Annotated in this window: 18 protein-coding genes; 8 read left to right on the top strand and 10 right to left on the bottom strand. The window is 32.9% G+C overall.

What is annotated here, in order from left to right; genetic code table 11:
* Nucleotides 1-118 precede the first annotated feature (118 nt).
* From GFJ99_RS12750 to GFJ99_RS12740, 3 genes are all read left to right on the top strand, one after another.
* Nucleotides 119-4,369 carry a T9SS type B sorting domain-containing protein gene (locus GFJ99_RS12750; protein WP_153209365.1) on the top strand — a complete coding sequence of 1,417 codons (4,251 nt, stop codon included), beginning with the start codon at nt 119-121 and terminating at the stop codon, nt 4,367-4,369.
* Between the two features lie 94 nt (nt 4,370-4,463).
* Nucleotides 4,464-4,970: a hypothetical protein gene (locus GFJ99_RS12745; RefSeq protein WP_153209362.1), complete on the top strand. Its 507-nt coding sequence runs from the start codon at nt 4,464-4,466 to the stop codon at nt 4,968-4,970.
* A gap of 17 nt (nt 4,971-4,987) precedes the next feature.
* Nucleotides 4,988-6,364 carry a hypothetical protein gene (locus GFJ99_RS12740; RefSeq protein WP_153209360.1) on the top strand — a complete coding sequence of 459 codons (1,377 nt, stop codon included), beginning with the start codon at nt 4,988-4,990 and terminating at the stop codon, nt 6,362-6,364.
* 108 nt (nt 6,365-6,472) lie between these two features.
* On the opposite strand, the gene GFJ99_RS12735 is transcribed toward GFJ99_RS12740, so the two are convergent.
* The 4 genes from GFJ99_RS12735 to prfB form a co-directional block, all read right to left on the bottom strand.
* Nucleotides 6,473-8,152, bottom strand: a complete 1,680-nt coding sequence (locus GFJ99_RS12735; protein ID WP_153209358.1) for an RluA family pseudouridine synthase — start codon at nt 8,150-8,152, stop codon at nt 6,473-6,475.
* Between the two features lie 282 nt (nt 8,153-8,434).
* Complete coding sequence (locus GFJ99_RS12730; protein ID WP_153209356.1) at nt 8,435-10,063, bottom strand: acyl-CoA carboxylase subunit beta; 1,629 nt, start codon at nt 10,061-10,063, stop codon at nt 8,435-8,437.
* Nucleotides 10,064-10,157: 94 nt separating this feature from the next.
* Nucleotides 10,158-11,156, bottom strand: a complete 999-nt coding sequence (gene lpxD, locus GFJ99_RS12725) for a UDP-3-O-(3-hydroxymyristoyl)glucosamine N-acyltransferase (RefSeq protein WP_153209354.1) — start codon at nt 11,154-11,156, stop codon at nt 10,158-10,160.
* Between the two features lie 125 nt (nt 11,157-11,281).
* Nucleotides 11,282-12,377, bottom strand: a protein-coding gene (gene prfB / locus GFJ99_RS12720) for a peptide chain release factor 2 (protein ID WP_153209352.1) whose coding sequence is annotated in 2 segments (ribosomal slippage) — nt 11,282-12,313 and nt 12,315-12,377 — 1,095 coding nt in all. Because the reading frame shifts where the segments join, the coding sequence is not laid out codon by codon here.
* A 47-nt stretch (nt 12,378-12,424) separates the two neighbouring features.
* Between prfB and GFJ99_RS12715 the strand changes: the two genes are divergently transcribed.
* Together GFJ99_RS12715 and GFJ99_RS12710 are read left to right on the top strand one after the other, a co-directional pair.
* Nucleotides 12,425-13,450, top strand: coding sequence for a low specificity L-threonine aldolase (locus GFJ99_RS12715; protein WP_153209350.1), 1,026 nt, complete (start codon nt 12,425-12,427; stop codon nt 13,448-13,450).
* Between the two features lie 94 nt (nt 13,451-13,544).
* Nucleotides 13,545-14,318: a sulfite exporter TauE/SafE family protein gene (locus GFJ99_RS12710; RefSeq protein WP_153209348.1), complete on the top strand. Its 774-nt coding sequence runs from the start codon at nt 13,545-13,547 to the stop codon at nt 14,316-14,318.
* On the opposite strand, the gene GFJ99_RS12705 is transcribed toward GFJ99_RS12710, so the two are convergent.
* A complete protein-coding gene (locus tag GFJ99_RS12705) occupies nt 14,311-14,634 on the bottom strand; it encodes a YbaB/EbfC family nucleoid-associated protein (protein ID WP_153209346.1) in 324 nt (107 codons plus the stop codon). The genes GFJ99_RS12710 and GFJ99_RS12705 overlap by 8 nt on opposite strands.
* 137 nt (nt 14,635-14,771) lie before the next feature.
* Here GFJ99_RS12705 and GFJ99_RS12700 point away from each other — a divergent pair, with 137 nt between their 5' ends.
* Both GFJ99_RS12700 and GFJ99_RS12695 read left to right on the top strand, forming a co-directional pair.
* Nucleotides 14,772-16,832, top strand: a complete 2,061-nt coding sequence (locus GFJ99_RS12700; protein WP_153209344.1) for a S9 family peptidase — start codon at nt 14,772-14,774, stop codon at nt 16,830-16,832.
* Between the two features lie 136 nt (nt 16,833-16,968).
* On the top strand, nt 16,969-18,009 hold the full coding sequence (locus tag GFJ99_RS12695) for a PLP-dependent cysteine synthase family protein (RefSeq protein WP_153209342.1): 1,041 nt from the start codon (nt 16,969-16,971) through the stop codon (nt 18,007-18,009).
* A gap of 100 nt (nt 18,010-18,109) precedes the next feature.
* Here GFJ99_RS12695 and GFJ99_RS12690 read toward each other — a convergent pair whose 3' ends face one another.
* The 5 genes from GFJ99_RS12690 to gcvT all read right to left on the bottom strand — a co-directional run bounded on the left by GFJ99_RS12690 (nt 18,110) and on the right by gcvT (nt 22,070).
* On the bottom strand, nt 18,110-18,652 hold the full coding sequence (locus GFJ99_RS12690) for a hypothetical protein (protein WP_153209340.1): 543 nt from the start codon (nt 18,650-18,652) through the stop codon (nt 18,110-18,112).
* Nucleotides 18,653-18,720: 68 nt separating this feature from the next.
* The gene (locus GFJ99_RS12685) at nt 18,721-19,284 is read right to left on the bottom strand and encodes a hypothetical protein (protein ID WP_153209338.1); all 564 of its coding nucleotides are present in this window, start codon (nt 19,282-19,284) and stop codon (nt 18,721-18,723) included.
* Between the two features lie 50 nt (nt 19,285-19,334).
* On the bottom strand, nt 19,335-19,931 hold the full coding sequence (locus GFJ99_RS12680; protein WP_153209336.1) for a hypothetical protein: 597 nt from the start codon (nt 19,929-19,931) through the stop codon (nt 19,335-19,337).
* An 84-nt stretch (nt 19,932-20,015) separates the two neighbouring features.
* Nucleotides 20,016-20,735 (bottom strand): YebC/PmpR family DNA-binding transcriptional regulator, encoded by a 720-nt coding sequence (locus GFJ99_RS12675; RefSeq protein WP_153209334.1) that lies wholly within the window; start codon nt 20,733-20,735, stop codon nt 20,016-20,018.
* Between the two features lie 252 nt (nt 20,736-20,987).
* Complete coding sequence (gcvT, locus tag GFJ99_RS12670) at nt 20,988-22,070, bottom strand: glycine cleavage system aminomethyltransferase GcvT (protein ID WP_153209332.1); 1,083 nt, start codon at nt 22,068-22,070, stop codon at nt 20,988-20,990.
* A gap of 165 nt (nt 22,071-22,235) precedes the next feature.
* On the opposite strand from gcvT, the gene hutH reads away from it, so the two are divergent.
* Nucleotides 22,236-23,738 carry a histidine ammonia-lyase gene (gene hutH, locus GFJ99_RS12665; RefSeq protein WP_153209330.1) on the top strand — a complete coding sequence of 501 codons (1,503 nt, stop codon included), beginning with the start codon at nt 22,236-22,238 and terminating at the stop codon, nt 23,736-23,738.
* Nucleotides 23,739-23,832: the final 94 nt, after the last annotated feature.

Below are 23,832 nucleotides of genomic sequence, written 5' to 3'. Positions count from 1 at the left end.
GATTTGGGGAAAGCGAACCAAAAGTAGCTTGCAAATCATGTACAGAAGAAGAACACGCACAAAACAGAAGAAGTGAATTCTTAATTGTTAAGAAATAAAGATAATATAATTAAATAAAATGAAAGCCCAAATTCTAAAACTTAATTTAATAATTGCGATACTATTTACATTAAATTCTTATTCTCAAGTAGTTTTAAATGAAATAATGGTTAGACCTCCCGGAACCGTTTCAACTCCACCAAATGGATTAATTTATGTAGATAGTCAAGAATACATTGAAATTTATAATAATTCATGTTCTTCAATGAATATATCTGGATATTTTATCGCAATGAAACAAAATTTGAGTTCAATAAATACAGGTGGAACATTTAGAATACCAAATATTCCAGCTGCAAATATTCCAGCTGGAGGACATGTAGTAATTGGTTCTTCAAGTGCTGCCGGTTCTGCAGCTGGTAATATAGATATTCCAATAACTTCTGCTGATAGATGCTTATATAATGGTAATTTTGTTTTAGCGAATACAGATGGCTGGTGTGCATTATATAATGCATCGGGAGTGGCTATCGACTGTGTTTATTGGTCGTCAAATATCTCAAATTTAACCTCCAATACATCAGATTTTAATCCACCTGGAGGAATATGCTTACCTTCAGGAAGTCCTGCTGTTACTTTGCAAACTCCTTTTCAAATTAATGGAACAACTCCTTCAATTGTTCGTTATGGAGGCCCAAACCCAAGTGCTGGAAATCCTTTGAGTAGACAACAAGATGGTTCAAATACATGGGTGCAAAATTTAGCTAGTTCCATTGCTGCAAATAATTGTAATGGAGGTACTTGTGTAACTCCGTCATCAGCCCCATCAGCCCCATCAGTTACTACACCAGTTAATTACTGTCAAGGAGCAACTGCTGTTCCTTTAACTGCTACACCAAGCGCTGGTGGTACATTAAATTGGTATGGAACAAATGCTACTGGTGGAACAGCTTCATCAACAGCTCCTACACCAAGTACTTCAACAGCTGGTTCAATAACATATTATGTAAGTCAAACTGTAGGAGGGTGTGAAAGTCCTAGAGCACCAATAGTGGTAACAATTACTTCTGGTGGTAATTTAGGATTATTTTGTGATACTGCTAATTCAACACCTACTTCATTGGCTTTTGATTTCAGTAATGTAGGACAGACAAATTTTTCAATTTCATACTCTATTAACGGAGGAACTCCTATAAATGTTACGCACACAAGTCCTTCAAATTATACTGTAGCTGGTTTGACTGCTGGTGATTCTGTAACTTTTACATTAACCGCAAATGGGGTTTCTTGTGTTCAACCTCAAACAGTAACTTGTTCAACTGCTTCAGCTGATTGTGGCTCATGTTCTGCCCCAACTTGCCCTATAATTGGAGTTGCAAACTATGGTGTAATAAATTTTCCAGCAGGTTCATGCTCTAGTTGGTCTCCAGCATTGACAAATACTGTTGTTAAGAATTACTATTTAGTACAAGCTGATGCAAATGGTTTCGTAGGCTTAATTCAACAAGCCAATGGAAGTCCTGCATTATGTATAAGTCGTTCAGCAATTTTAAGACCTTTATCAACTTCTTGTAATGTTGCATCTAATGTAAATCCATCAGTTTCAAATGCTAACGGAGTTGCATCAGGTTTTAATCCAGAATGGTATGGCCTTACTCCAAATGCACAATATATTATTGAAGTAACAATAACTTTAGGCGCTGGTTGTACTTTAAGTTCATTATGCTCAAATTATTATGGATGTACAAATCCAAGTGCTCCAACAGCAAGTGCTACTATTCAACCTACATGTACAACTCCAACTGGTACTATAGTTATTTCTTCTCCAACTGGCGTAGGTAATTTATATAGTATAGATGGAATTAATTTTCAAGCAAGTCCAACTTTTTCAGGTTTAGTACCAAATACATACTCAGTAATTGTCAGAAAAATCCCAACTGGTTGTACGTCATCGGCAACTAATATCACAATAAATACTATACCAACTATAACAGCACCAATGGCTAGTGCAACAGTTCAACCAACATGTTCAGTTGGAACTGGAACAATTGTTGTTTCTTCACCTACAGGAGCCAATTTTGAGTATAGTATTAATGGAACAACTTTTCAGTCAAGCCCAACATTTTCTGGATTGACTCCAAATTCATACAATGTAATTGTAAAAAATTTAACCACAGGTTGTATTTCTACAGCAACAATTGTAACAATTAATTCTCAACCAGCAACTCCTAATGTTCCTACAATTTCATCTGTTGCACCAACATGTTTAGCATCAGGAAGTTCAAGTATATCGAATTATGTTGCAGGGATTACTTATGTTTTCAATCCTGCAGGACCAACAGTTGCTGTTGGAGGAGCCATTTCAGGAATGGTTACAGGTACTAATTATACGGTTTCAGCATCAAATGGAAGTTGTACATCGTCAGTTTCAGCTTCATTTATTAATATAGCACAGTTAACGGTTCCAGCAACTCCTACAATTTCATCTGTTGCACCAACATGTTCTTCATCAGGAAGTTCAAGTATATCGAATTATGTTACAGGGATTACTTATGTTTTCAATCCTGCAGGACCAACAGTTGCTGTTGGAGGAGCCATTTCAGGAATGGTTACAGGTACTAATTATACTGTTTCAGCATCAAATGGAAGTTGTACTTCAGTTGCATCTGCTAACATCGTAATTAATGCACAGCCTGTAACTCCAGTTTTAAATTACACTGTAACCAATACGGTTTGTGATGGAAGTACATTAAACTTTGCATTAAATAGTAATGTACCAAATACATTTTATAGCTGGAGTGCAACGGTATCGAATATTTCAGGATTTTATAGCACTACCACAAATGGAGATGAATCCAATATAAACAATGTAGTGGCTCTTACCAATCCAGAAGCAATAGGCACCATTACCATGGTGATTATCCCACGAGCAAGCGGATGTTATGGAACACCACAAACGGTTATTATCACTGTTAATCCTAATCCAGTAATAGAGAGCGTAAGTGTTTCTGATACTGCGGTTTGTTCAGGATCAAATATTCATGTTGATATTGTAGGTAACATTAGTGGAATAACTTGCACATGGACAGCTATAACAAATGGAGTGAATATAGTAGGAGGAACTACTTCAGGAACAATTACGGCGACTTCTACAACTGCAGGATTTGATTTACAAGTGGTTACAAGTAATCCATTAGTAGCAGGAACTATTTATTTTGAAGTTAGCTCAGTTCGAAATGGATGTACAGGTAATACATTACAGAGTGGAGTTGTAACTGTTAATCCAAACCCAGGATTGCCAATTCCTTCTCCTGTAAAAACTATTTGTAGTGAAGAAGGAACTGATTTAATAGTAGATGTTTCGCCACTTATTGCAGGTACGGAGTTAACATTGGAATTATTAACAGTTGTAAATGTAACAGGAGCTAATTCAGGAACAGGAGTTGCACCTGTAACAATTAATGATGTGTTGACAGCTACAACCAATACACAAGGGTATGTTATTTATCGAGTACGATCTACTTTAGGAGATTGTCAAGGGGGTTACACAGATTATAGAGTAAATGTAAACCCATCACCACGCCCAGTATTAACCGACGGAAACATTTGTATCACTGCAACAGGAGAAGTATATCAAACATATACATTAAACACTGGTTTAAATGATGTAGATTATGATTTTGAATGGTTTGACAGCAATGGAGATATCATCCCAGGAGCAACCAATTCAACATTGGTGGTAGATGCAGCAGGTACTTATAGTGTTATAGCGACTAACTGGTTAACAGGATGTTCATCTGACCCTCTTTTAGCAAGTGCTACCGCTACGGTAACAGAGACAACACCAGCTACAGTAATGACAGTAGTTCAAAGTGAGTATTTTAGCGATAATGCAACTATCACAGTAAACGTAACAGGAGGTTCAGGAACGTTATTGTATTCAATAGATGAAGGTTCGTTCCAATCGTCAAATGTGTTTACAGGAGTTAGTGCTGGCGAACATTTAGTTACAGTTATTGATTCGGAAGGATGTACTTATATGACACAAGAGGTGTTGATAATAGATTATCCAACCTATTTTACACCAAATGGAGATGGAATCAATGATACATGGAATATCATTGGATTGAATCAAGCAGATGCTAAGTTATACATCTTTGACCGTTATGGTAAATTGTTAAAACAATTAAGTGCAACAGATTCAAGCCAAGGTTGGGATGGTACACATAATCAGCAATTGCTGCCATCAACAGATTATTGGTTTACATTAGATTATACCGAAAATGGAGTTGCTAAACAGTTTAAAGCACATTTCTCATTAGTGAGGTAAGATAAATCGTTCTAAAGACAAAAGTTTTAAATAGGAAATTGTATTAATTGTTTAATTGTGAATTAATTATGTTCATGTTATAAATAGGTAAATTATGAAAAAAGTATTTTTTTTACTGGTTTTTGTTTTCACATACTCACTTTATTCACAAGTAGGTATAGAAACTACATCGCTTCATGCTGATGCTATTTTAGATTTTCCTTTAGGACATAATAAAGGAATTATCCTACCTATGGTAGATGGTTTACCCACAGGTGCCGCTGCAACTAATGGAACATTTCTTATAGATAGAACAGATGGGAGAGTTAAAGTTAGACAAAATGGGGTTTGGCTTAATCTTACTCGAACTGCTAATTTAACATCAACAACATATGACTTTAATACAAGTGTAGATACTGCTGAGGGTGTGATAATTGGATCTACTACATCTTTAGCTTCAGGTGTATTGGTATTAGAATCTACAAATAAGGCTTTAATGCTTCCAAGAGTAGTATCTCCGCATTTAAATATAAAAAGCCCATATCCAGGTTTAATTTGTTACGATACTGTAAAAAATGCAATTGCGATTTTTAATGGTGAATCTTGGTATTATTGGAACTAACTAAAAAAACAACAATTATGAAAAATATTACTATTCTTTTACTGTTGATTTGTATTAATAACAGCATGTTAGCTCAAACATTTTCTAATACTACAGTTGCTACTTGTAATACATGGGATTCTGGTAATACATATACTGGATTTCAAAGAACAATACCAGTTAGTGGATTAAGTAATCCTCTTTCGAGTAGTGGTAAAGTATTAAAACAAGTAAATCTTCAATTAGGTTCTCCAGCTTGTTTAGGGAATTTATCTACTTATTATGCTCGATTAATTTCTCCAAGTGGGACAATAATACAATTATTTGGTCCTTTTACTTCAACTTCAACCTCACAATGGTTAAATATTAAATTCAGAGATGATTCAAGTTTAGAGCGCATTAACGATTATTCGACAGGCGTTAAACAAAATTATTGGCCATTTAGTATAGGTTATTATAGAGTTGAAACAGCAAATTCATTTGCTAGTATAAATGGTGAAAATCCAAATGGAAACTGGATATTACAAATTGCTGAAGCAACTAGTTCAGAAGTAGCTTTTGAAAAAGTTGAATTGATTTTTGAAACACCAACTCCAGTTAATGATGTGACCGGTAGTACTTTAAATAATAGTTGTGCAAATCCAACTTGTATAGATGCTAAAAAAGTTATTCGAGGAACAAATAATGGATATTCAGCAACTGATCCCAATTATCCAGGAAATACTGTAGGGACTTGCAGTTGGAATGGAGCAAATAATAACAGTGGATGGTATTCCTTTATCGCTTCAACTACAAGCTCTTATATAACAGTTAGTGGTATGTTAAACACATCTGGATCAACAAGTAGTGATATGCAACCAATAATCGTTTCTAGGTCGGGAGGTGATTGCAGTAGTGGAACATTTTCTGTTCCAACAGGCGGTTGTCCTAAAGATCAACCAACTAATAATATTTCATATTTAACTCCAAACGGAGGTGTAAGCGCAGTGAATAATATTTATTCTAACGGTATAACTGCAAATGCAGAATTTAATTTAACGGGGTTAACTGTTGGTAATATATATTATTTGTATATGGATGGAAACGGTAATGCGGCATCATCTTTTTATATCGAAATTAATAACGCGATGGATTGTTGTTCCCCAATTGCTCCTAATTTAGTAACAGCAGATACGCAAACAAATTTTGGAATTGGAACACATGCTACTTTAAAAACAGGTTTTCCTAATAACATTCCTTCTGGATTTATAGCTTTTGATACAAAAAATAAGGGTTTGGTTATACCACGCATGACTACCGCTAATAGACCAGTAGGGAGTGCAGGTATGATTATTTATAATACTGACTTAAATTGTATTCAATTTCATAACGGAACTACTTGGAAATGTATCGAACCAGAATGTTCAAGTTATTAAATAGAAATAGAGAAGAAAAGATAAAATTAGTTTATGGCGTTAGTTTTTTATCTGAAGTAATTTAATTCATTTTAAGATTAAATTATTAGTAAAAGGATAGCTTTTTAGCTATCCTTTTTTATAAAATTGTATTTCAGCTTTTAAAGTAATTTGTTCTTTACTAATCGGATGTTCAAAAATCAATTGCTCTGCGTGTAAATGCAAACGATTGCCTTTTGTACCATATAAATCATCACCAACAATTGGGGTATTTAACCCTAATTCATGTGAAGCATGAACTCTTAGTTGATGCGTTCTTCCTGTGATAGGGTAGAAGTAAACTAATGTTTGATTATTTCTAATTTCAATTTTTTCCCATTTAGTTTGCGCGGGTTTTCCATGTTCGTAACAAACTAATTGTCGTGGTCTGTCATCTAAATCTACTCGAAGCGGTAAATCTATAAAGCCTTCGTTTTCTTCTAAAATTCCATCTAATAAAGCTACATAGCGCTTTTTTATAGTTCTTTTAATGAATTGACTTTGCAATTTTACATACGTTTCTTCATCTTTAGCAATTAACATTAAACCCGAAGTTGACATGTCTAAACGATGTACAATTACCGGTCCAGTTGCGTTTGGATATAATTCTTTCACTCTTTGATACACAGAATCGGATATGATTTTTCCGGGAACCGATAAAAATTCAGCAGGTTTATTTATCACTGCTAAAATTTCATCTTCATAAACAACTTCAATATTTTTTCCTTCCGCTGGATTTTCTTGAAACGGATTGGCTTCCATATCCAATCCTTTTAGCATGTGCGATAATAAAATGGGTTCACATTTGCTTTTACAAGCTGGATAAAATTGTTTGTGCTTTCGAATTTCCGATTTTGGTGATTGTCCCCACCAAAATTCCGCCATTGAAATAGGTTTCAAATTGTGTTCGAAAGCGTAATGTAATAATTTGGGAGCAGCACATTCTCCAGCACCAGCAGGCGGATTATTGTTGAAAATTTCACCAATACTTTTTCGCTCACCAAATTGGTTTAAAAACGAATATTCAGCAAACAATTTTTGTTGTAAAGCACCCGATTTTTGTCGACGTTCTTCTTTTAATTGATTGATTTCGTCTAAAAGTAAATTGACTTTATTTTGGATCTTTTCGATTTGAAAATTCCAATATTTCGTCATTTTTTTGAGTAAAATGCTCTCTTTTTTGCTTTCTTCGGATAGTTCTAATTCTAGAGTTTTGATTTCAGTTGAAGATAAATTGGTGAATGAAATTCGTTTTTCATCGCGTTCCAACTTTAATCTTTTGATTTTATCTTTCTGATTTTGAATATCGGTTGCAGCTTCAGTTTTAGTTTTTTCTAATTGAATTTTCTTGATTTGAAGTTCGTTTGAATTTTCTAAAATTTCAATTTGACGATTGATCGCATTTAAAACTTCTTCTTCTTTTCTAAAAAAACTATCTTCGTGCAACATGTCAAAAATCGTCGGTACAAAGTAGGTAAGGTGATTCACACCAGCCAATTTTCCAGAAAAAGCCCATAAATAGCCTAATTCTCCTACTTGATTTTGACAAACTAAAACACCAAACATTTTTCCAATCACTAAACCTTCTTGATTTTCAATTAATCCGAAATTGTGTTCAAAATCAGTTTGTATTTCTAAATACGCTTGCAATTCATTTGAAGCAATGACGCTTAACTCATGCGGTTCGTAATAAAAAGGAAATGTAAATTTTTCGGGTAAAGAAATACCTGAAATATTAGTTTTGAAGGGTTGAAAAAAAGATTCTTTCATTAGTTGCTGTTTGAATAAAAAAAGTTCCAAACATTTTTGATTAAAGAATAACTTATAAAAACACTAATAAGAAGAGTTAATATCAGATTTAATAAAGTTGCTTCAAGATGATAACCTTCATAAAAATAATTTAAAATGACTTTTATTTTTTCAAATCTAAATTCAAATCCAAATGGCGTTTCTTTTATAAAAATTATTTCAAATGTATAATATAATACGTTGAACATTATTAAACTTGTCAATAATGTCAACATATAAATATTAGTTTTACTTTTCAAAATATTAAACTTGAATAACGCCTAAATTAAATTGTTTCTCAATAGGAGCGTGGTTGGCTGCTTCAATTCCCATAGAAATCCAATTTCTAGTTTCTAATGGATCAATAATAGCGTCAGTCCACAAACGAGAAGCTGCGTAATAAGGCGAAACTTGTTCGTCATAACGTGCTTTTATTTTATCAAATAATGCTGCCTCTTTTACTTCATCAATTACTTCACCTTTTGCTTTTAAAGAAGAAGCTTCAATTTGTGCTAACACTTTTGCAGCTTGTGTTCCACCCATAACGGCTAATTCTGCACTTGGCCAAGCGAAAATTAATCTTGGATCATAAGCTTTTCCACACATGGCATAATTTCCTGCACCATAAGAATTTCCTACAATAACAGTAAATTTAGGCACAACTGTATTTGCCATCGCGTTTACCATTTTAGCTCCGTCTTTGATAATTCCTCCGTGTTCTGATTTAGAACCTACCATAAATCCAGTAACGTCTTGCACAAAAACTAATGGAATTTTCTTTTGGTTACAATTGGCAATAAAACGGGTTGCTTTATCCGCCGAATCCGAATAAATAGCACCACCAAACTGCATTTCACCTTTAGCATTTTTTACAATTTTACGTTGGTTAGCTACAATTCCTACTGCCCAACCATCGATGCGAGCGTAAGCTGTGATTAAGGTTTTTCCATAATCGCCTTTATATTCGTCAAATTCTGAATTATCTACTAATCGTTTGATGATTTCATACATGTCGTATTGATCAGCTCTCGATTTAGGTAAAATTCCGTAAATATCTTTTGGTTCTAAAGCTGGTTTTTCTGCTTTCACACGATTATAGCCTGCTTTGTCAAAATCACCAATTTTGCCTACGATACTTTTAATTCTATTTAAAGCATCTTTGTCGTCTTTGGCTTTATAATCCGTCACACCAGAAATTTCGCAATGTGTTGTTGCGCCTCCAAGTGTTTCGTTATCAATGGTTTCTCCGATTGCGGCTTTCACTAAATAACTTCCAGCTAAGAAAATACTTCCGGTTTTATCTACAATCATGGCTTCATCGCTCATAATGGGTAAATAAGCACCACCAGCCACGCAACTTCCCATTACAGCCGCAATTTGGGTAATTCCCATGCTGCTCATAATCGCATTATTTCTAAAAATACGACCAAAATGTTCTTTATCTGGAAAAATTTCGTCTTGCATCGGTAAATAAACACCGGCCGAATCCACTAAATAGATAATTGGTAAGCGATTTTCCATGGCAATTTCTTGCGCACGAAGGTTCTTTTTTCCAGTAATTGGAAACCAAGCACCCGCTTTCACTGTCGCATCATTTGCCACTACAATACATTGTTTTCCAGAAATAAATCCGATTTTCACTACAACACCACCAGAAGGACAACCGCCGTGTTCTTTATACATGCCATCACCAACAAAAGCACCAATTTCAATGCTTTTTGCTTTTTCGTCTAAAAGATAATCGATACGTTCACGTGCTGTCATTTTGCCTTCAGCATGTAATTTTTCGATACGTTTTGGTCCGCCACCTAATTTAACTTTAGCGAATCGGTTTTTTAAATCGGAAAGTAAAAGTTTGTTGTGATCTTCGTTTTTATTGAAATTTATGTCCATTTGGGTTTTTGTTGTTTATTGGGTTGCTAAAATACAAAATCCATCCGAAAAATTGAATTTTTAGATGGATTTCGTCTTAATTTTTAACGAATATTTATTTTTTAGAATCGTTTACCATTCTTTTTAAAATTGCCCATTGACGTAAAGCATCTTTAGCTTCAATTGCTGGATATCCAAGCATTGTTTTACCAGCAGGAACATCTGCCGCCACTCCAGAACCAGCTCCAATCATTGCACCATCTCCAATAGTGGTATGGTCTTTAATAGAAGCGCTACCACCAATGATTACACCATTTCCTAGCGTTACCGAACCAGCTAATCCGCTGTTTCCTGCCATGATACAGAACATTCCTAATTTAGAATTGTGTCCGATTTGAACCAAATTATCAATTTTACAGCCATCACCTAAAATAGTAGAGCTGAATTTTCCTCTATCTACACTTGAATTAGCTCCGATTTCTACATTGTTCCCAATGATAACATTTCCAATTTGAGGAATTTTAACCAATCCTTTTTCAGGATCAGGACGAAAACCAAATCCATCTGCTCCGATAGTTGCATTCGGATGAATAATACAATCATTACCTATATGACAACGCTCTCTAACCACCGCTCCTGGCCATAGAGTTGTATTTTTACCAATAGTACATTCGTCTAAAACAGTCACATTGGGATATAAAATAGTGTTTTCTCCAATTGTTACATTTGGACCAACATAACAATTTGCACCTATTTTTATATTGTTACCCAATTTTGCAGTTTCATCAATAGTAGCCGTTGGGTGAATATTCGTTTTAAAAACGGGTGGAGGAGGAGCAAAAAGAGCTAAGACTTGCGACATTGCTAAATCGGCATTTTTTACTTTAATAAAGGCTTTATTTTCTCCGGGTTCTATTGAAATATCTTCATTTACAATCGCTGCACAGGCTTTAGAAGTTGACCAAAGTTTTTCGTATTTTTTGTTTCCAATGAATGAAATTTCGGTTTCATTGGCTGCTTCTAATTGTTCAGGGGCAGTTATTTTTGTTGTAGAGGAACCAACTATTGTACCTTTTACTACTTCATTGATTTCTTCGATTGTTATTTGTTTCATTTGTTTAGTTAGATTGGATATAATTATCGAATATACAAAAACAATATATTTTTTTTGAGAAATTATAAAAAAATCCGAATTTCAATATTAGAAACTCGGATTTTTAAGATTTAGATTTGTTTGAATTATTCTTCTTTTTGTCCCATCATCATTAAATAGGCTTTTAAGAAATTATCTATTTCACCGTTCATAATGCCTTCCACATCACTAGATTCGTGTCCTGATCGAACATCTTTTACTAATTTGTAAGGATGCATCACATAATTTCTAATTTGTGAACCCCATTCAATTTTCATTTTTCCAGCTTCAATATCACTACGTTGTGCTTGTTGCTTTTTAAGTTCAATTTCGTACAATTGCGATTTTAACATTTGCATCGCACGTTGGCGGTTATCTTGCTGAGAGCGTGTTTCTGAACACTGAATTTGTATTCCGGTTGGTTTGTGAAACAATTGCACTTTGGTTTCTACTTTATTTACATTTTGCCCTCCGGCTCCACTAGAACGAGATGTAATAATTTCAATATCAGCAGGGTTAATGTCAATTTCAATAGTATCATCTACTAAAGGATACACATAAACAGAAGCAAATGAAGTATGACGTTTTGCATTACTATCAAAAGGAGAAATTCGTACCAAACGATGTACACCATTTTCACCTTTTAAATAACCAAAAGCAAAATCACCTTCAAATTCTAAGGTTACGGTTTTAATTCCGGCAACTTCTCCTTCTTGAAAGTTTAATTCTTTAATTTTGTAACCTTGTTTTTCTCCCCACATTAAATACATTCGCATTAACATAGAAGCCCAGTCACAGCTTTCTGTTCCACCAGCACCAGCAGTAATTTGCAATACAGCACTCATGCTATCTCCTTCATCGGAAAGCATGTTTCTAAATTCTAAATCTTCAATGTGACTTAAAGTTTGATGGTATTGTGTCTCTACTTCTTCTTCGGTAACATCACCTTCTTTGTAAAAATCCATCATAATCTGAAGTTCCTCAGAGTATTCTAAGCCTTTATTGTAATCTTCTACCCATTTCTTTTTAGAACGTAGGTTTCTTACAATAATTTCGGCTTCTTTTGGATTGTTCCAAAAATCGGGAGCAAAGGTTTTTTCTTCTTCGTTAGTTATCTCAATCGTTTTGGCATTAATGTCAAAGATACCTCCTTAACGCACCAAGGCGATCAATAATATCTCTGACTTGTTCTGTATTTATCATAAATATTGTAGTTTTACACAACAAAAATAGTTATTCTTTTTTATTCTATGGAAATAAATTTAGTAAGTGATACGGTAACGAAGCCTTCGGTGGAAATGTTGAATGTAATGTTTAACGCAAAAGTAGGAGACGATGTGTACAAACAAGACCCAACAGTTAATGAATTAGAGCAAACTTTAGCGGATTTATTTGGCATGGAAGCCGCTTTGTTTTTCCCGAGTGGTACTATGGCAAATCAGACGGCAATTAAACTTCATACACAACCAGGTGAACAAGTAATTTGCGATAAATATTCTCACATTTATCATTATGAAGGCGGTGGTGCTTCCTTTAATAGCGGAGTTTCATGCTGTTTAGTTGATGGTAATAGGGGAATGATTACAGCTGATTTGGTTAAAAACAGTATTAATGACCCCGAATTTTATCACGCGCCTTTGACTTCTTTAGTGAGTATTGAAAATACAACCAATAAAGGTGGTGGCGCTTGTTATGATTTACAACCTTTGCAAGAAATTAAGCAAGTTTGCATCGACCATAATTTGAAATATCATTTAGATGGTGCGCGTTTGTGGAATGCTTTGGTAGCAAAAAAACAACATCCGAAGCAGTTTGGGGAATTGTTTGATACGATTTCGGTTTGTTTATCGAAAGGATTAGGAGCGCCAGTAGGTTCGGTTTTATTAGGAAGCAAAGAAGATATGCATCGTGCTTTGCGTATTAGAAAGATTTTTGGGGGCAATATGCGTCAATCTGGCTATTTGGCTGCAGCTGGATTATTTGCGTTGCAGAACAACATCAGTCGTTTAGAAATTGACCACAGAAGAGCCAAAGAATTAGGCAGTTTATTAGAAAAAATGCCTTGGGTTGCCAATGTAGAACCTGTGGAAACCAATATTTTGATTTTTGGATTGCAACCATCAGTTGATGAAAAGCTTTTTATGGAAAAATTGAAACAAAAAGGTATTGCAATTAGTTCAATGGAACATGGAAAGCTAAGAATTGTTACGCATTTGGATTACAAGGAAGTAATGCACGAGTATGTAATGGAAGTGTTTTCTAAATTGCAATTTTAATTTTTTCGGAACACAGATTTTAAAAATAATAGAAATTAAAAAAATCTAACCTGAAACCTGAAACTTGAAACCTGAAACCTGAAACAATAATTTTATGGAAATCATAATCATATCAATCGTAGCCTTTTTAACCGCTATTCTAACCTTTTTTTCTGGGTTTGGATTGGGAACTTTATTGACTCCGGTTTTTATGTTGTTTTTTCCTATTGACATTGCAATTGGTTTGTGTGGATTGGTTCATTTTGCTAATAATTTATTCAAGTTTTTTTTAGTCGGGAAAAATGCAAACAAAGAAGTTGTGTTGAAATTCGGAATTCCAGCAATCATTGCCGCTTTTGTTGGTTCGTGGTTATTGTTACAAATTTCCGATTTAGAACCTTTGTTTAGTTATTCACTTTTTGGAAAACAATTAAATGTTTTTCCTGTGAAATTTATCATTGCGATATTATTAGTAATTTTTGCGCTTTTAGATTTGATTCCGTTTTTAAGTAAATTGGAATTTGGTAAAGATAAATTACCTTTAGGAGGTGTTTTAAGCGGATTTTTTGGTGGACTTTCGGGTCACCAAGGGGCGCTACGAAGTGCATTTTTGATTAAAGCCGGTTTATCAAAAGAAAGCTTCATCGCTACAGGAATTGTAGTTTCCATGTTTATCGATTTTACACGATTAAGTGTTTACGCTTCTAAAATAACAACCTATACGTTGTATGAAAATAAAGTATTGTTGATTTCAGCAACGCTTTGCGCGATTACTGGAGCGTATTTGGGTAACCAACTATTAAAGAAAGTTACCCTAAAATTTATTCAAGCTTTTGTTGCGGTTTTATTGCTTTTAGTTGCAATTGCTTTAGGAATGGGAATTATTTAAACATATCCATTCCAGGAATGTTTGGCATGCCTTCTTTTGCCACTGCTGCTAATTCAGTTTCATTTACATTTGTAGCTTTTTCAATCGCTTTGTTTAAAACTGTAATTAAATAATCTTCAAGCATTTCTTTGTCATTAAGTAAATCATCACTTAAAGTAATTTTTTTAATTGTTCTATTTGCGGTAAGTGTTACTTCCAGCAATCCATCGGTGCTTTTTTCATCGATTAAAACATGATCCAAACGTTTTTTAGTTGCTTCCACTTTTTGTTGGGTTTCTTTTATTTTACCCATCATACCCATAATATCTCCAAACATAATTTTATTTTTTTATTTCGGCAAAAATAGTAAATTAGCGGTTAATAATTATTGTAAAACTTCATGAAAAAAAATCTATATTTCCTATTAGGTTGTGTTATTTTTGCTCCATTATATAGTCAAAATAAAACAAACAAATGTCTGATAAAATACAGCCACCCGTTGCTAAGATTGTTCCTAAAACCTTAGAAAAGCATGGTGATATAAGAATTGATAACTATTATTGGTTAAACGAAAGAGAAAATCCAGAAGTTATTGATTATCTGAATAAAGAGAATGAGTATTACCAAAAATCAACTGCACATACGAAGCAGTTTCAAGAAGATTTATTCTTAGAAATGAAATCTCGTATTAAAGAAGATGACACATCGGTTCCATACTTTTACAATGGTTATTACTACATAACTCGTTTTGAAAAGGGAAAAGATTATCCTATTTACGCTCGTAAAAAAGGAAGTTTAGACGCTCCTGAAGAAATTATATTCGACTGCAACGAAATGGCAAAAGGGCAATCGTATTTTAATTTAAGTGGAATTTCGGTAAGTGAAGATAATAAATGGGTAACATTTGGTGTGGATTTAGTTTCTAGAAGACAATACACGATTCAAATTAAAAATTTAGAAACAGGAGAAATTCTTCCAGAAAAAATTGAAAATACTACAGGAAGCTGTGCTTGGTCTAGTGATAATAAAACGTTTTTTTATACTAAAAACGATCCAAAAACACTACGATCTGATATGGTTTACAGACATCAATTAAACACAGATGTAACTAAAGATGCATTAGTGTTTCATGAAAAAGACGATACTTTTTACACATTTGTTTATAAAGATAAATCGAAGAAATTTTTAATTATTGGTTCTACAAGCACGTTAACATCTGAATATCAAATTTTAGAGTCTAATAATCCTAAGGGTTCTTTTAGATATTTTAGTAAACGTAAAAGAGGATTAGAATACAGTATTTCTCATTTTGGAGAAAATTTTTACATAGTTACTAATAAAGATAATGCAACTAACTTTAAGTTAATGAAAACGCCAGAAACAGCAACTTCAGCTGAAAACTGGAAAGATTTAATTCCTCATAGAAAAGATGTTTTATTAGAAGGAATTGATATTTTTAAAAATTATTTAGTTGTTGAAGAGCGTTCAAATGGTTTGAATAAAATTCAAATTCGTCCTTGGGATGGAGGTGAAGCTTATTATCTTCCTTTTCAGAGTGAAACTTATACAGCCTATACTACTACAAATCCGGATTTTGATACTGAAATTTTACGATTTGCCTATCAATCAATGGCAACGCCATCCTCTGTGATTGATTTTAACATGCGTACAAAAGAAAAAACAGTTTTAAAAGAGAATGAAGTTTTAGGAGGTAAATTTGATAAAAACAATTACGAAGAAAAACGTATTTGGGCTACAGCTAAAGATGGCACAAAAGTTCCTATTTCTATGGTTTATAGAAAAGGGATGGAGTTAAACGGTAAAAATCCGCTTTTACTTTATGCTTATGGTTCTTATGGTTCATCAATGGATCCTTATTTTTCATCTACTCGTTTAAGTTTGTTAGATAGAGGTTTTATCTATGCAATAGCTCATATTCGTGGTGGAGAAGATTTAGGCAGACAATGGTATGAAGATGGAAAATTGTTAAAAAAAATAAACACATTTACTGATTTTATTGATTGTTCAGAATTTGTAATTGCTGAAAAATATACATCTGCAGCACATTTATACGCAGAAGGTGGTTCTGCAGGAGGTTTGCTAATGGGAGCAATTGTTAATATGGCACCAGATTTGTATAACGGAGTTATTGCGCAAGTTCCGTTTGTAGATGTTGTGACTACTATGTTAGATGATACTATTCCGTTAACAACGGGAGAATATGACGAATGGGGAAATCCGAACGAAAAAGAATCGTATGATTACATGCTTTCGTATTCGCCATACGACCAAGTTAAAAAGCAAGATTATCCTAACATGTATGTTTCAACTGGACTTCATGATTCGCAAGTGCAATATTTTGAACCTGCAAAATGGGTAGCAAAATTGCGACTTATGAAAACAAATGACAAGCAATTATTTTTAGACACAAACATGGATGCAGGTCACGGAGGTGCATCTGGAAGATTTGAAGCCTTAAAAGAATTAGCTAAAGAATTTGCATTTTTATTAGATTTAGAAAAAATTAAGAATTAGTTCAATATTTTTTGTTAAATTTGCAAGGTTTTAGTGGTGTCAAAAACACCAATAACCCAAAAAATCAAGTATAAAATACTATAAATGCTAGTAATGCATAGTATTTTGGAAACATTAAAAAAAACAGTATCTTCATATGAAAGAAGAAATAAAAGCCTATAATAGTGTATTAGATTTAATTGGAAATACACCATTAGTAAAGCTGAGCAAAATTTCAGCAAATATAACAGGTAATTTCTATGCTAAAGTTGAAGCCTTTAACCCAGGACATTCTACAAAAGATCGAATCGCATTATATATAATTGAAGAAGCAGAAAAAAGAGGAATCTTAAAACCTGGTGATACAATTGTAGAAACTACTTCAGGAAACACTGGATTTAGTTTAGCAATGGTAAGTATCATAAAAGGATATGATTGTATTTTAGCGGTTAGCTCTAAGTCATCTAAAGATAAAATTGACATGTTGCGTTCAATGGGAGCAAAAGTATATGTTTGCCCTGCAAATGTTTCTGCTGATGATGAGCGTTCTTATTACAATGTGGCTAAAAGATTACATGAAGAAACAAAAGGTTCGGTTTATATCAATCAGTATTTCAATGAATTAAATGTAGATGCACATTACAAGTCTACAGGACCAGAAATTTGGGAACAAACTCGTGGACAAATTACACACTTAGTCGCGTGTAGTGGTACTGGAGGAACTATTTCTGGAACAGCTCGTTTCTTAAAAGAAAAAAATCCAAACATTAAAATATTAGGTGTTGATGCTTTTGGTTCGGTTTTGAAAAAATATCACGAAACAAAAGAATTTGACAACGCTGAAATTTATCCTTACCGCATTGAAGGTTTAGGTAAAAACTTAATTCCAACAGCAACTGATTTTGATATCATTGATAAATTTATCAAAGTTTCAGATGAAGAAAGTGCTCATACCACTAGAGAATTAGCTAAGAAAGAAGGTTTATTCGTAGGATATACTTCTGGAGCAGCTTTTCAAGCGGTGAAACAATATGCTGAAGAAGGTGAGTTTGATGAAAATAGTAATGTGGTTATCATTTTCCCTGATCATGGTTCACGATACATGAGTAAAGTATTTAGTGATGATTGGATGAACGAACAAGGTTTCTTTGATTCGGTTAACCAAGAAGAAGCATTAAAAATTGAAATTATCAAGTAATTTGATTTTAGATATAGAAGAAATCCTGAGTGAAAGCTCAGGATTTTTTTGTTTTGTGGTCACGGAATGAAATTCCGGACTATCGGATGTGAAAAGGTTTCTAACTAGTTATGTCTCCTTTATTAGGTTTAGCAATAATAAATGCCCAATTTACATAGTTAGGAACATTATATTTTTTCAAATATTCATCACCTAAACCAATTATTTGATTTTTAAAATCTTCAATATCTATATCGTTGTTTTTATCTATTTTAAAAATAATTCCATTGTTGAAAATGAGTAATTCATTTTTTTTTATTTTAAAAACACTCCCTTGGTTGTCCTCAAGTTCAGTATTATGATTAATCATTACAGTTTTTTTCGATTTATTTAAGATAAAAATTTCAAATTCATTCTCATTTCTTATTTTTTTTATTTTTCCAATATGCTTTAGTTTTCTTTTATAAAGTAAGACATAAAATAAATATGGAAGAATTAAAGAAACTCCAGCTAATAAAGGATATATAGAGCTTATATCATTTGAATTTGATTTGTAAACACTTCTCCCACCATATTTCAACGACAAAATCAGGAATCCAATTATTGCTAATCCCAAAAAAATACTCGAAATAATATTATTTGATTTATTATTTTTTTGAATCATATTATAGTTTATTTGATGATTTTGCTTTGTGAGCACTACAATTTCTTGTTTTCAGGTATATGCTTTTTTTATAATTTAGCTTTTAACCATTTGAATAAAATATTTCTTCTTCTATTGTCTACATCATCTAATTGAACACTTGTAATATCTTCGATTTTAAAAATTGACATTCCTAAATCTTCACCATTTTTCCCAACACAATTAATAATAAAATCGGTTTCAGAGACTTCTAGAATATAACCTGAGTAATATTCATTATTTGAAATTTCAAAGCTGGTGATAACATTTTTGTTTCCTTTAAGTTGCTTCAATACACTTTCATAGAAACTTTCTTCTTGAAGAAAAACAAAATTTATTTGGTTTGGTTTGTATATTTCATCGCTATAATCAATAACGCATTCCATTGCTTTAACGTAATCGTCATTAAAATCAATTCTTTCAAATTGTTCTATTGGATGAATGATTATTCCATCCTTTTTACCAAATTTTGTAAAATGTTGAATTGCAACAAAATCTTCAGAATAATCAACAACATAACCACACCAAAATTTGGAGTCATCGTTGTAAATTGTAAAATTTAATAGCTCTTTATTTTGTTTAGATTTTTCTAATTGTTCAAGTAGTAGATTCATTTTTTTCTTTTGTTTTGTGGGCACGGAATGCAATTCCGCATTATCGGGTTTTATTTTAACTCGTTAAGTGTAACTTTTAAACCATGTCCAATTGTGTCATTCTTACCTTTGAAACATAACAATGAAAAATGATTAATTTTTGAAGGTTTTAATACTGCAAATTTGTAAAATTCGTTTTCATTTCTTCCTATTTCAACATCATAAAAATAAATTGTATCATTTTTTATATCATATTTACCAATAGTTTCGGTCATTCCAAAACAAACACTTTTAGCTGTAAATTTTTTATTTTCTTTTAGTTTTAATGTCATTGAACAACCAGCAACTCCCTCTCTTTTTGCAATTAATATTGTTTTACTTTCAAATTTTTCAAAGTCTATTATTCCAAAAGGTTTAATAAAAGTCAATGTTAAAACTATTAAAAGTAATCCAATAGAAAACAAACGTTCTTTGTTTTTAAATCTTTCATTAAAAGCAAAATATAGATAACGAATAGTTACAATACAAATTACGAAATAAATTAAAAATAATATTAACGATATAGGTAGTGTTATAAATCCAAGATTACTTTTCCAATAGTAGGATGTATTTACTATTAAAAAGAAAATTATAGTACTCGTTATTAATATTTTATTTTTATTGTTCAAATTATATTTTAAAATGTAACGCTAATATATAAAAAAATCCTCACAATTTCTTGCAAGGATTTCCTATATAAGATAGAAAAATAATTACTCAGCGCTTTCTTGCATCGTATGATACACGTTCATAACGTCATCGTCTTCTTCAATTTTTTCTAATAGTTTTTCAACATCAGCCACTTGTTCTGGTGTTAATTCTTTTGTTATTTGTGGAATTCTTTCAAATCCAGAAGACAAGATTTCTAATCCACGTGTTTCTAATTCTTTTTGGATGGTTCCAAAGCTTTCAAAAGGAGCGTACATTAAAATGCCGTCTTCGTCAGCAAAGATTTCTTCAACACCAAAATCAATCATTTCTAATTCTAATTCTTCCACATCTTGTCCTTCTGCTGGAATTCTAAAATTACACGTATGATCAAACATAAATTCTACCGAACCTTGTGTTCCAAACGTTCCGTTACATTTATTAAAGTAACTTCTAATATTCGCAACGGTTCTGTTGTTGTTATCGGTAGCCGTTTCAATTAAAATCGCAATTCCGTGAGGTGCATAACCTTCAAACAACACTTCTTTAAAGTTAGCCGTGTCTTTATCCGATGCTTTTTTAATTGCGCGTTCTACGTTATCTTTAGGCATATTCGCAGCCTTCGCATTCTGAATAACTGCTCTTAAGCGTGAGTTGGTTTCAGGATTTGGTCCGCCTTCTTTAACGGCCATTACAATATCTTTTCCTATACGTGTAAACGTTTTTGCCATTGCTGACCAACGTTTCATTTTACGGGCTTTTCTAAATTCAAACGCTCTTCCCATTTCTTTTTTGGTTTAAAGTTTCAGGTTGCAAAAATAATAATTTCAAATTCAAATTCAAGTTCAAGTTTCAATTGTTTGGAAAACAGATTAAAGAAATTTCAGAAATCAAAAAAATCTTTTATGAATTTGTATTCACAATCTAATTCAACTTGAAAACTTATTTGACTTATATTTTTAAAAGTCTCGACTTCGCTCGACTTGACAAATAGCCTTTGTAATTGAACTTGACTTTGTTCTTGTCCTTGCTATTGACTATTTTTTATAAAACGGCATTTTAACCACTTTTGCTTTAATATCTTTATTTCTAATTCTTATATAAATTTCTGAATCTGGTGTAGCTAAAGCCGTTGGAACATATCCCATTCCAATAGCAATTCCCATAGAAGGCGACTGCGTTCCAGAAGTTACAATTCCAACAATGTTTCCGTTAGCATCAGCAATTTCGTAATCGTGACGCGGAATTCCTCTTTCTACCATTTCGAAACCAACTAATTTACGAGAAACACCCGCTTCTTTTTGTTTTTTCAAGTTTTCAGAATTCGTAAACTCTTTATCAAATTTAGTAATCCATCCTAAACCAGCTTCTAAAGGCGAAGTCGTATCGTTGATGTCGTTACCGTATAAACAGAATCCCATTTCTAAACGTAAGGTATCGCGTGCTGCTAATCCAATTGGTTTGATTCCAAAAGCGGCTCCAGCTTCAAAAACTTTGTTCCAAATGTATTCAGCATCTTCGTTTTTAAAATAAATTTCAAATCCTCCAGAACCGGTATAACCTGTAGCTGAAACAATTACATCGCTTTTTCCTGCAAATTCACCAATTTGAAATGTGTAATATCCCATATTCGTTAAATCGATAGAAGTTAATGATTGCATAGCTGCTGCAGCTTTTGGTCCTTGAATAGCTAATAACGAATAGTCTTCAGAAAGGTTTTGCATATCCACACCTAAATCATTGTGCGATGAAATCCAATTCCAATCTTTTTCGATGTTAGAAGCATTAACCACCAACATATAATGGTTATCAGCAATTTTATAAACGATTAAATCGTCAACAATTCCTCCATCGTTATTTGGTAAACAAGAATATTGTGCTTTTCCATCAACTAATTTAGAAGCATCATTTGAAGTTACTTTCTGAATCAAAGACAACGCATTTTCTCCTTTTAAGAAGAATTCGCCCATGTGAGAAACATCAAAAACACCTACGCCATTTCTAACGATTTCGTGTTCTGCATTTACTCCTTCATATTGCACAGGCATATTGTATCCTGCAAACGGAACCATTTTAGCTCCTAAACTTTCGTGAATGTGCGTTAACGCTGTATTTTTCATGATTTGATGTTGTATTATTTGAGAGCGCTAATTTATTGAAAATTCTTAAAAATGTAGCCAGAATTACCATAAAATTTGAGAACTATTTATTTTTTGTTAATAATGCTGATAAATCTTGCATTTTAACAATTGTTTGCGGAATTTTGGACTTTCAAAATTAACCAAATGGAAACTACACATTATATAAGTTCAGATTTATTGTCTATTGATATGATTAACGAGATTGTTTTTCAAGGAAAACACTTGGCATTATCAGAGGAAGCTATCGTAAACATTGAAAAATGTAGAAAGTATTTAGATGATAAAATGCAATCAAACTCCGATCCAATTTACGGAATTAACACCGGTTTTGGTTCGTTATGTAATGTGAAGATTTCGAATGAAAATTTATCAAAACTACAAGAGAATTTGGTAAAATCGCACGCTTGCGGAACAGGAGAGGAAGTGCCTCATGAAATTGTAAAAATCATGTTGTTGCTTAAAATTCAATCGTTAAGCTATGGACATTCTGGTGTGCAGTTGGTAACGGTACAACGTTTGATTGATTTTTATAATAATGATGTTTTACCTGTAATATATACACAAGGCTCATTAGGTGCATCTGGAGATTTAGCTCCTTTAGCGCATTTATCGTTGCCTTTATTAGGTGAAGGTGAAGTATATGTAGATGGTTTTAGACAACCTTCTGCAAAAGTGTTAGAAAAAATGGGATGGCAACCAATTGTTTTACAATCTAAAGAAGGGTTGGCTTTGTTGAACGGAACTCAGTTTATGAGTGCTTACGGCGTATATTGTTTGATAAAAGCTGATAAAATTTCATATTTAGCAGATGTTATCGGAGCTGTTTCATTAGAAGGTTTTGATGGTAGATTAGAACCTTTTACAGATTTGATACACTTAATTCGTCCACATAAAGGACAAATTCAAACTGCTGAACGTTTTAGAGATTTATTAGAAGACAGCGAAATTATAGCACAACCAAAAGTGCATGTTCAAGATCCGTATTCGTTCCGTTGTATTCCGCAAGTGCATGGTGCATCAAAGGATACAATTGATTATGTAAAGAAAGTTTTTCGTACTGAAATCAATTCAGTTACCGATAATCCAAATATTTTCGTGGGAGAAGATTTAATTATTTCAGGAGGAAATTTTCATGGTCAACCGTTGGCTTTAGCTTTAGACTTTTTAGGAATAGCGTTGTCAGAATTAGGAAGTATTTCGGAAAGAAGAACCTATCAGTTGATTTCTGGTTTAAGAGGTTTGCCTGCATTTTTAGTAAACGATCCAGGATTGAATTCAGGTTTCATGATTCCACAATATACCGCGGCAAGCATTGCTAGTCAGAATAAACAATTAGCAACACCTGCAAGTATAGATAGTATTGTTTCATCTAACGGACAAGAAGATCACGTAAGTATGGGCGCAAATGCAGCTACTAAAACATTACGTATAGTTGAAAATATAGAACGAATTTTAGCTATTGAATTGTTAAATGCATCTCAAGCATTAGAATTTAGAAGACCTTTGCAATCTAGTGAATTCATTGAAATGTTTGTAAAATCGTATAGAGATGAAGTTTCTTTTGTTTCAGAAGATCGAATTTTACATTATGATATTGAAAAATCGATTGCCTTTTTAAATAGTTTTCAAATCGATTTAGAAGATTAATAAACATTATAAATTTATAAAAAATGCTCAAGTTGTACTGAGGGCACTGAAAAACATCGACTATTTTGATTAGTACCGTTTTTAGTCAATAAAA

This window comes from Flavobacterium sp. LMO6, from assembly GCF_009495795.1.
Classification (GTDB): domain Bacteria; phylum Bacteroidota; class Bacteroidia; order Flavobacteriales; family Flavobacteriaceae; genus Flavobacterium.
Note: the sequence above shows the minus strand (reverse complement) of the source record. Positions and strands in the feature narration are given on the sequence as shown.

Coding starts and splice junctions, on each gene's coding strand:
- GFJ99_RS12740 (WP_153209360.1), top strand. CDS start 4,988: ATGAAAAATATTACTATTCTTTTACTGTTGATTTGTATTAATAACAGC.
- GFJ99_RS12745 (WP_153209362.1), top strand. CDS start 4,464: ATGAAAAAAGTATTTTTTTTACTGGTTTTTGTTTTCACATACTCACTT.
- GFJ99_RS12685 (WP_153209338.1), bottom strand. CDS start 19,284: ATGAATCTACTACTTGAACAATTAGAAAAATCTAAACAAAATAAAGAG.
- GFJ99_RS12690 (WP_153209340.1), bottom strand. CDS start 18,652: ATGATTCAAAAAAATAATAAATCAAATAATATTATTTCGAGTATTTTT.
- GFJ99_RS12735 (WP_153209358.1), bottom strand. CDS start 8,152: ATGAAAGAATCTTTTTTTCAACCCTTCAAAACTAATATTTCAGGTATT.
- GFJ99_RS12710 (WP_153209348.1), top strand. CDS start 13,545: ATGGAAATCATAATCATATCAATCGTAGCCTTTTTAACCGCTATTCTA.
- GFJ99_RS12750 (WP_153209365.1), top strand. CDS start 119: ATGAAAGCCCAAATTCTAAAACTTAATTTAATAATTGCGATACTATTT.
- GFJ99_RS12700 (WP_153209344.1), top strand. CDS start 14,772: ATGTCTGATAAAATACAGCCACCCGTTGCTAAGATTGTTCCTAAAACC.
- gcvT (WP_153209332.1), bottom strand. CDS start 22,070: ATGAAAAATACAGCGTTAACGCACATTCACGAAAGTTTAGGAGCTAAA.
- GFJ99_RS12715 (WP_153209350.1), top strand. CDS start 12,425: ATGGAAATAAATTTAGTAAGTGATACGGTAACGAAGCCTTCGGTGGAA.
- GFJ99_RS12705 (WP_153209346.1), bottom strand. CDS start 14,634: ATGTTTGGAGATATTATGGGTATGATGGGTAAAATAAAAGAAACCCAA.
- GFJ99_RS12675 (WP_153209334.1), bottom strand. CDS start 20,735: ATGGGAAGAGCGTTTGAATTTAGAAAAGCCCGTAAAATGAAACGTTGG.
- GFJ99_RS12730 (WP_153209356.1), bottom strand. CDS start 10,063: ATGGACATAAATTTCAATAAAAACGAAGATCACAACAAACTTTTACTT.
- hutH (WP_153209330.1), top strand. CDS start 22,236: ATGGAAACTACACATTATATAAGTTCAGATTTATTGTCTATTGATATG.
- GFJ99_RS12695 (WP_153209342.1), top strand. CDS start 16,969: ATGAAAGAAGAAATAAAAGCCTATAATAGTGTATTAGATTTAATTGGA.
- lpxD (WP_153209354.1), bottom strand. CDS start 11,156: ATGAAACAAATAACAATCGAAGAAATCAATGAAGTAGTAAAAGGTACA.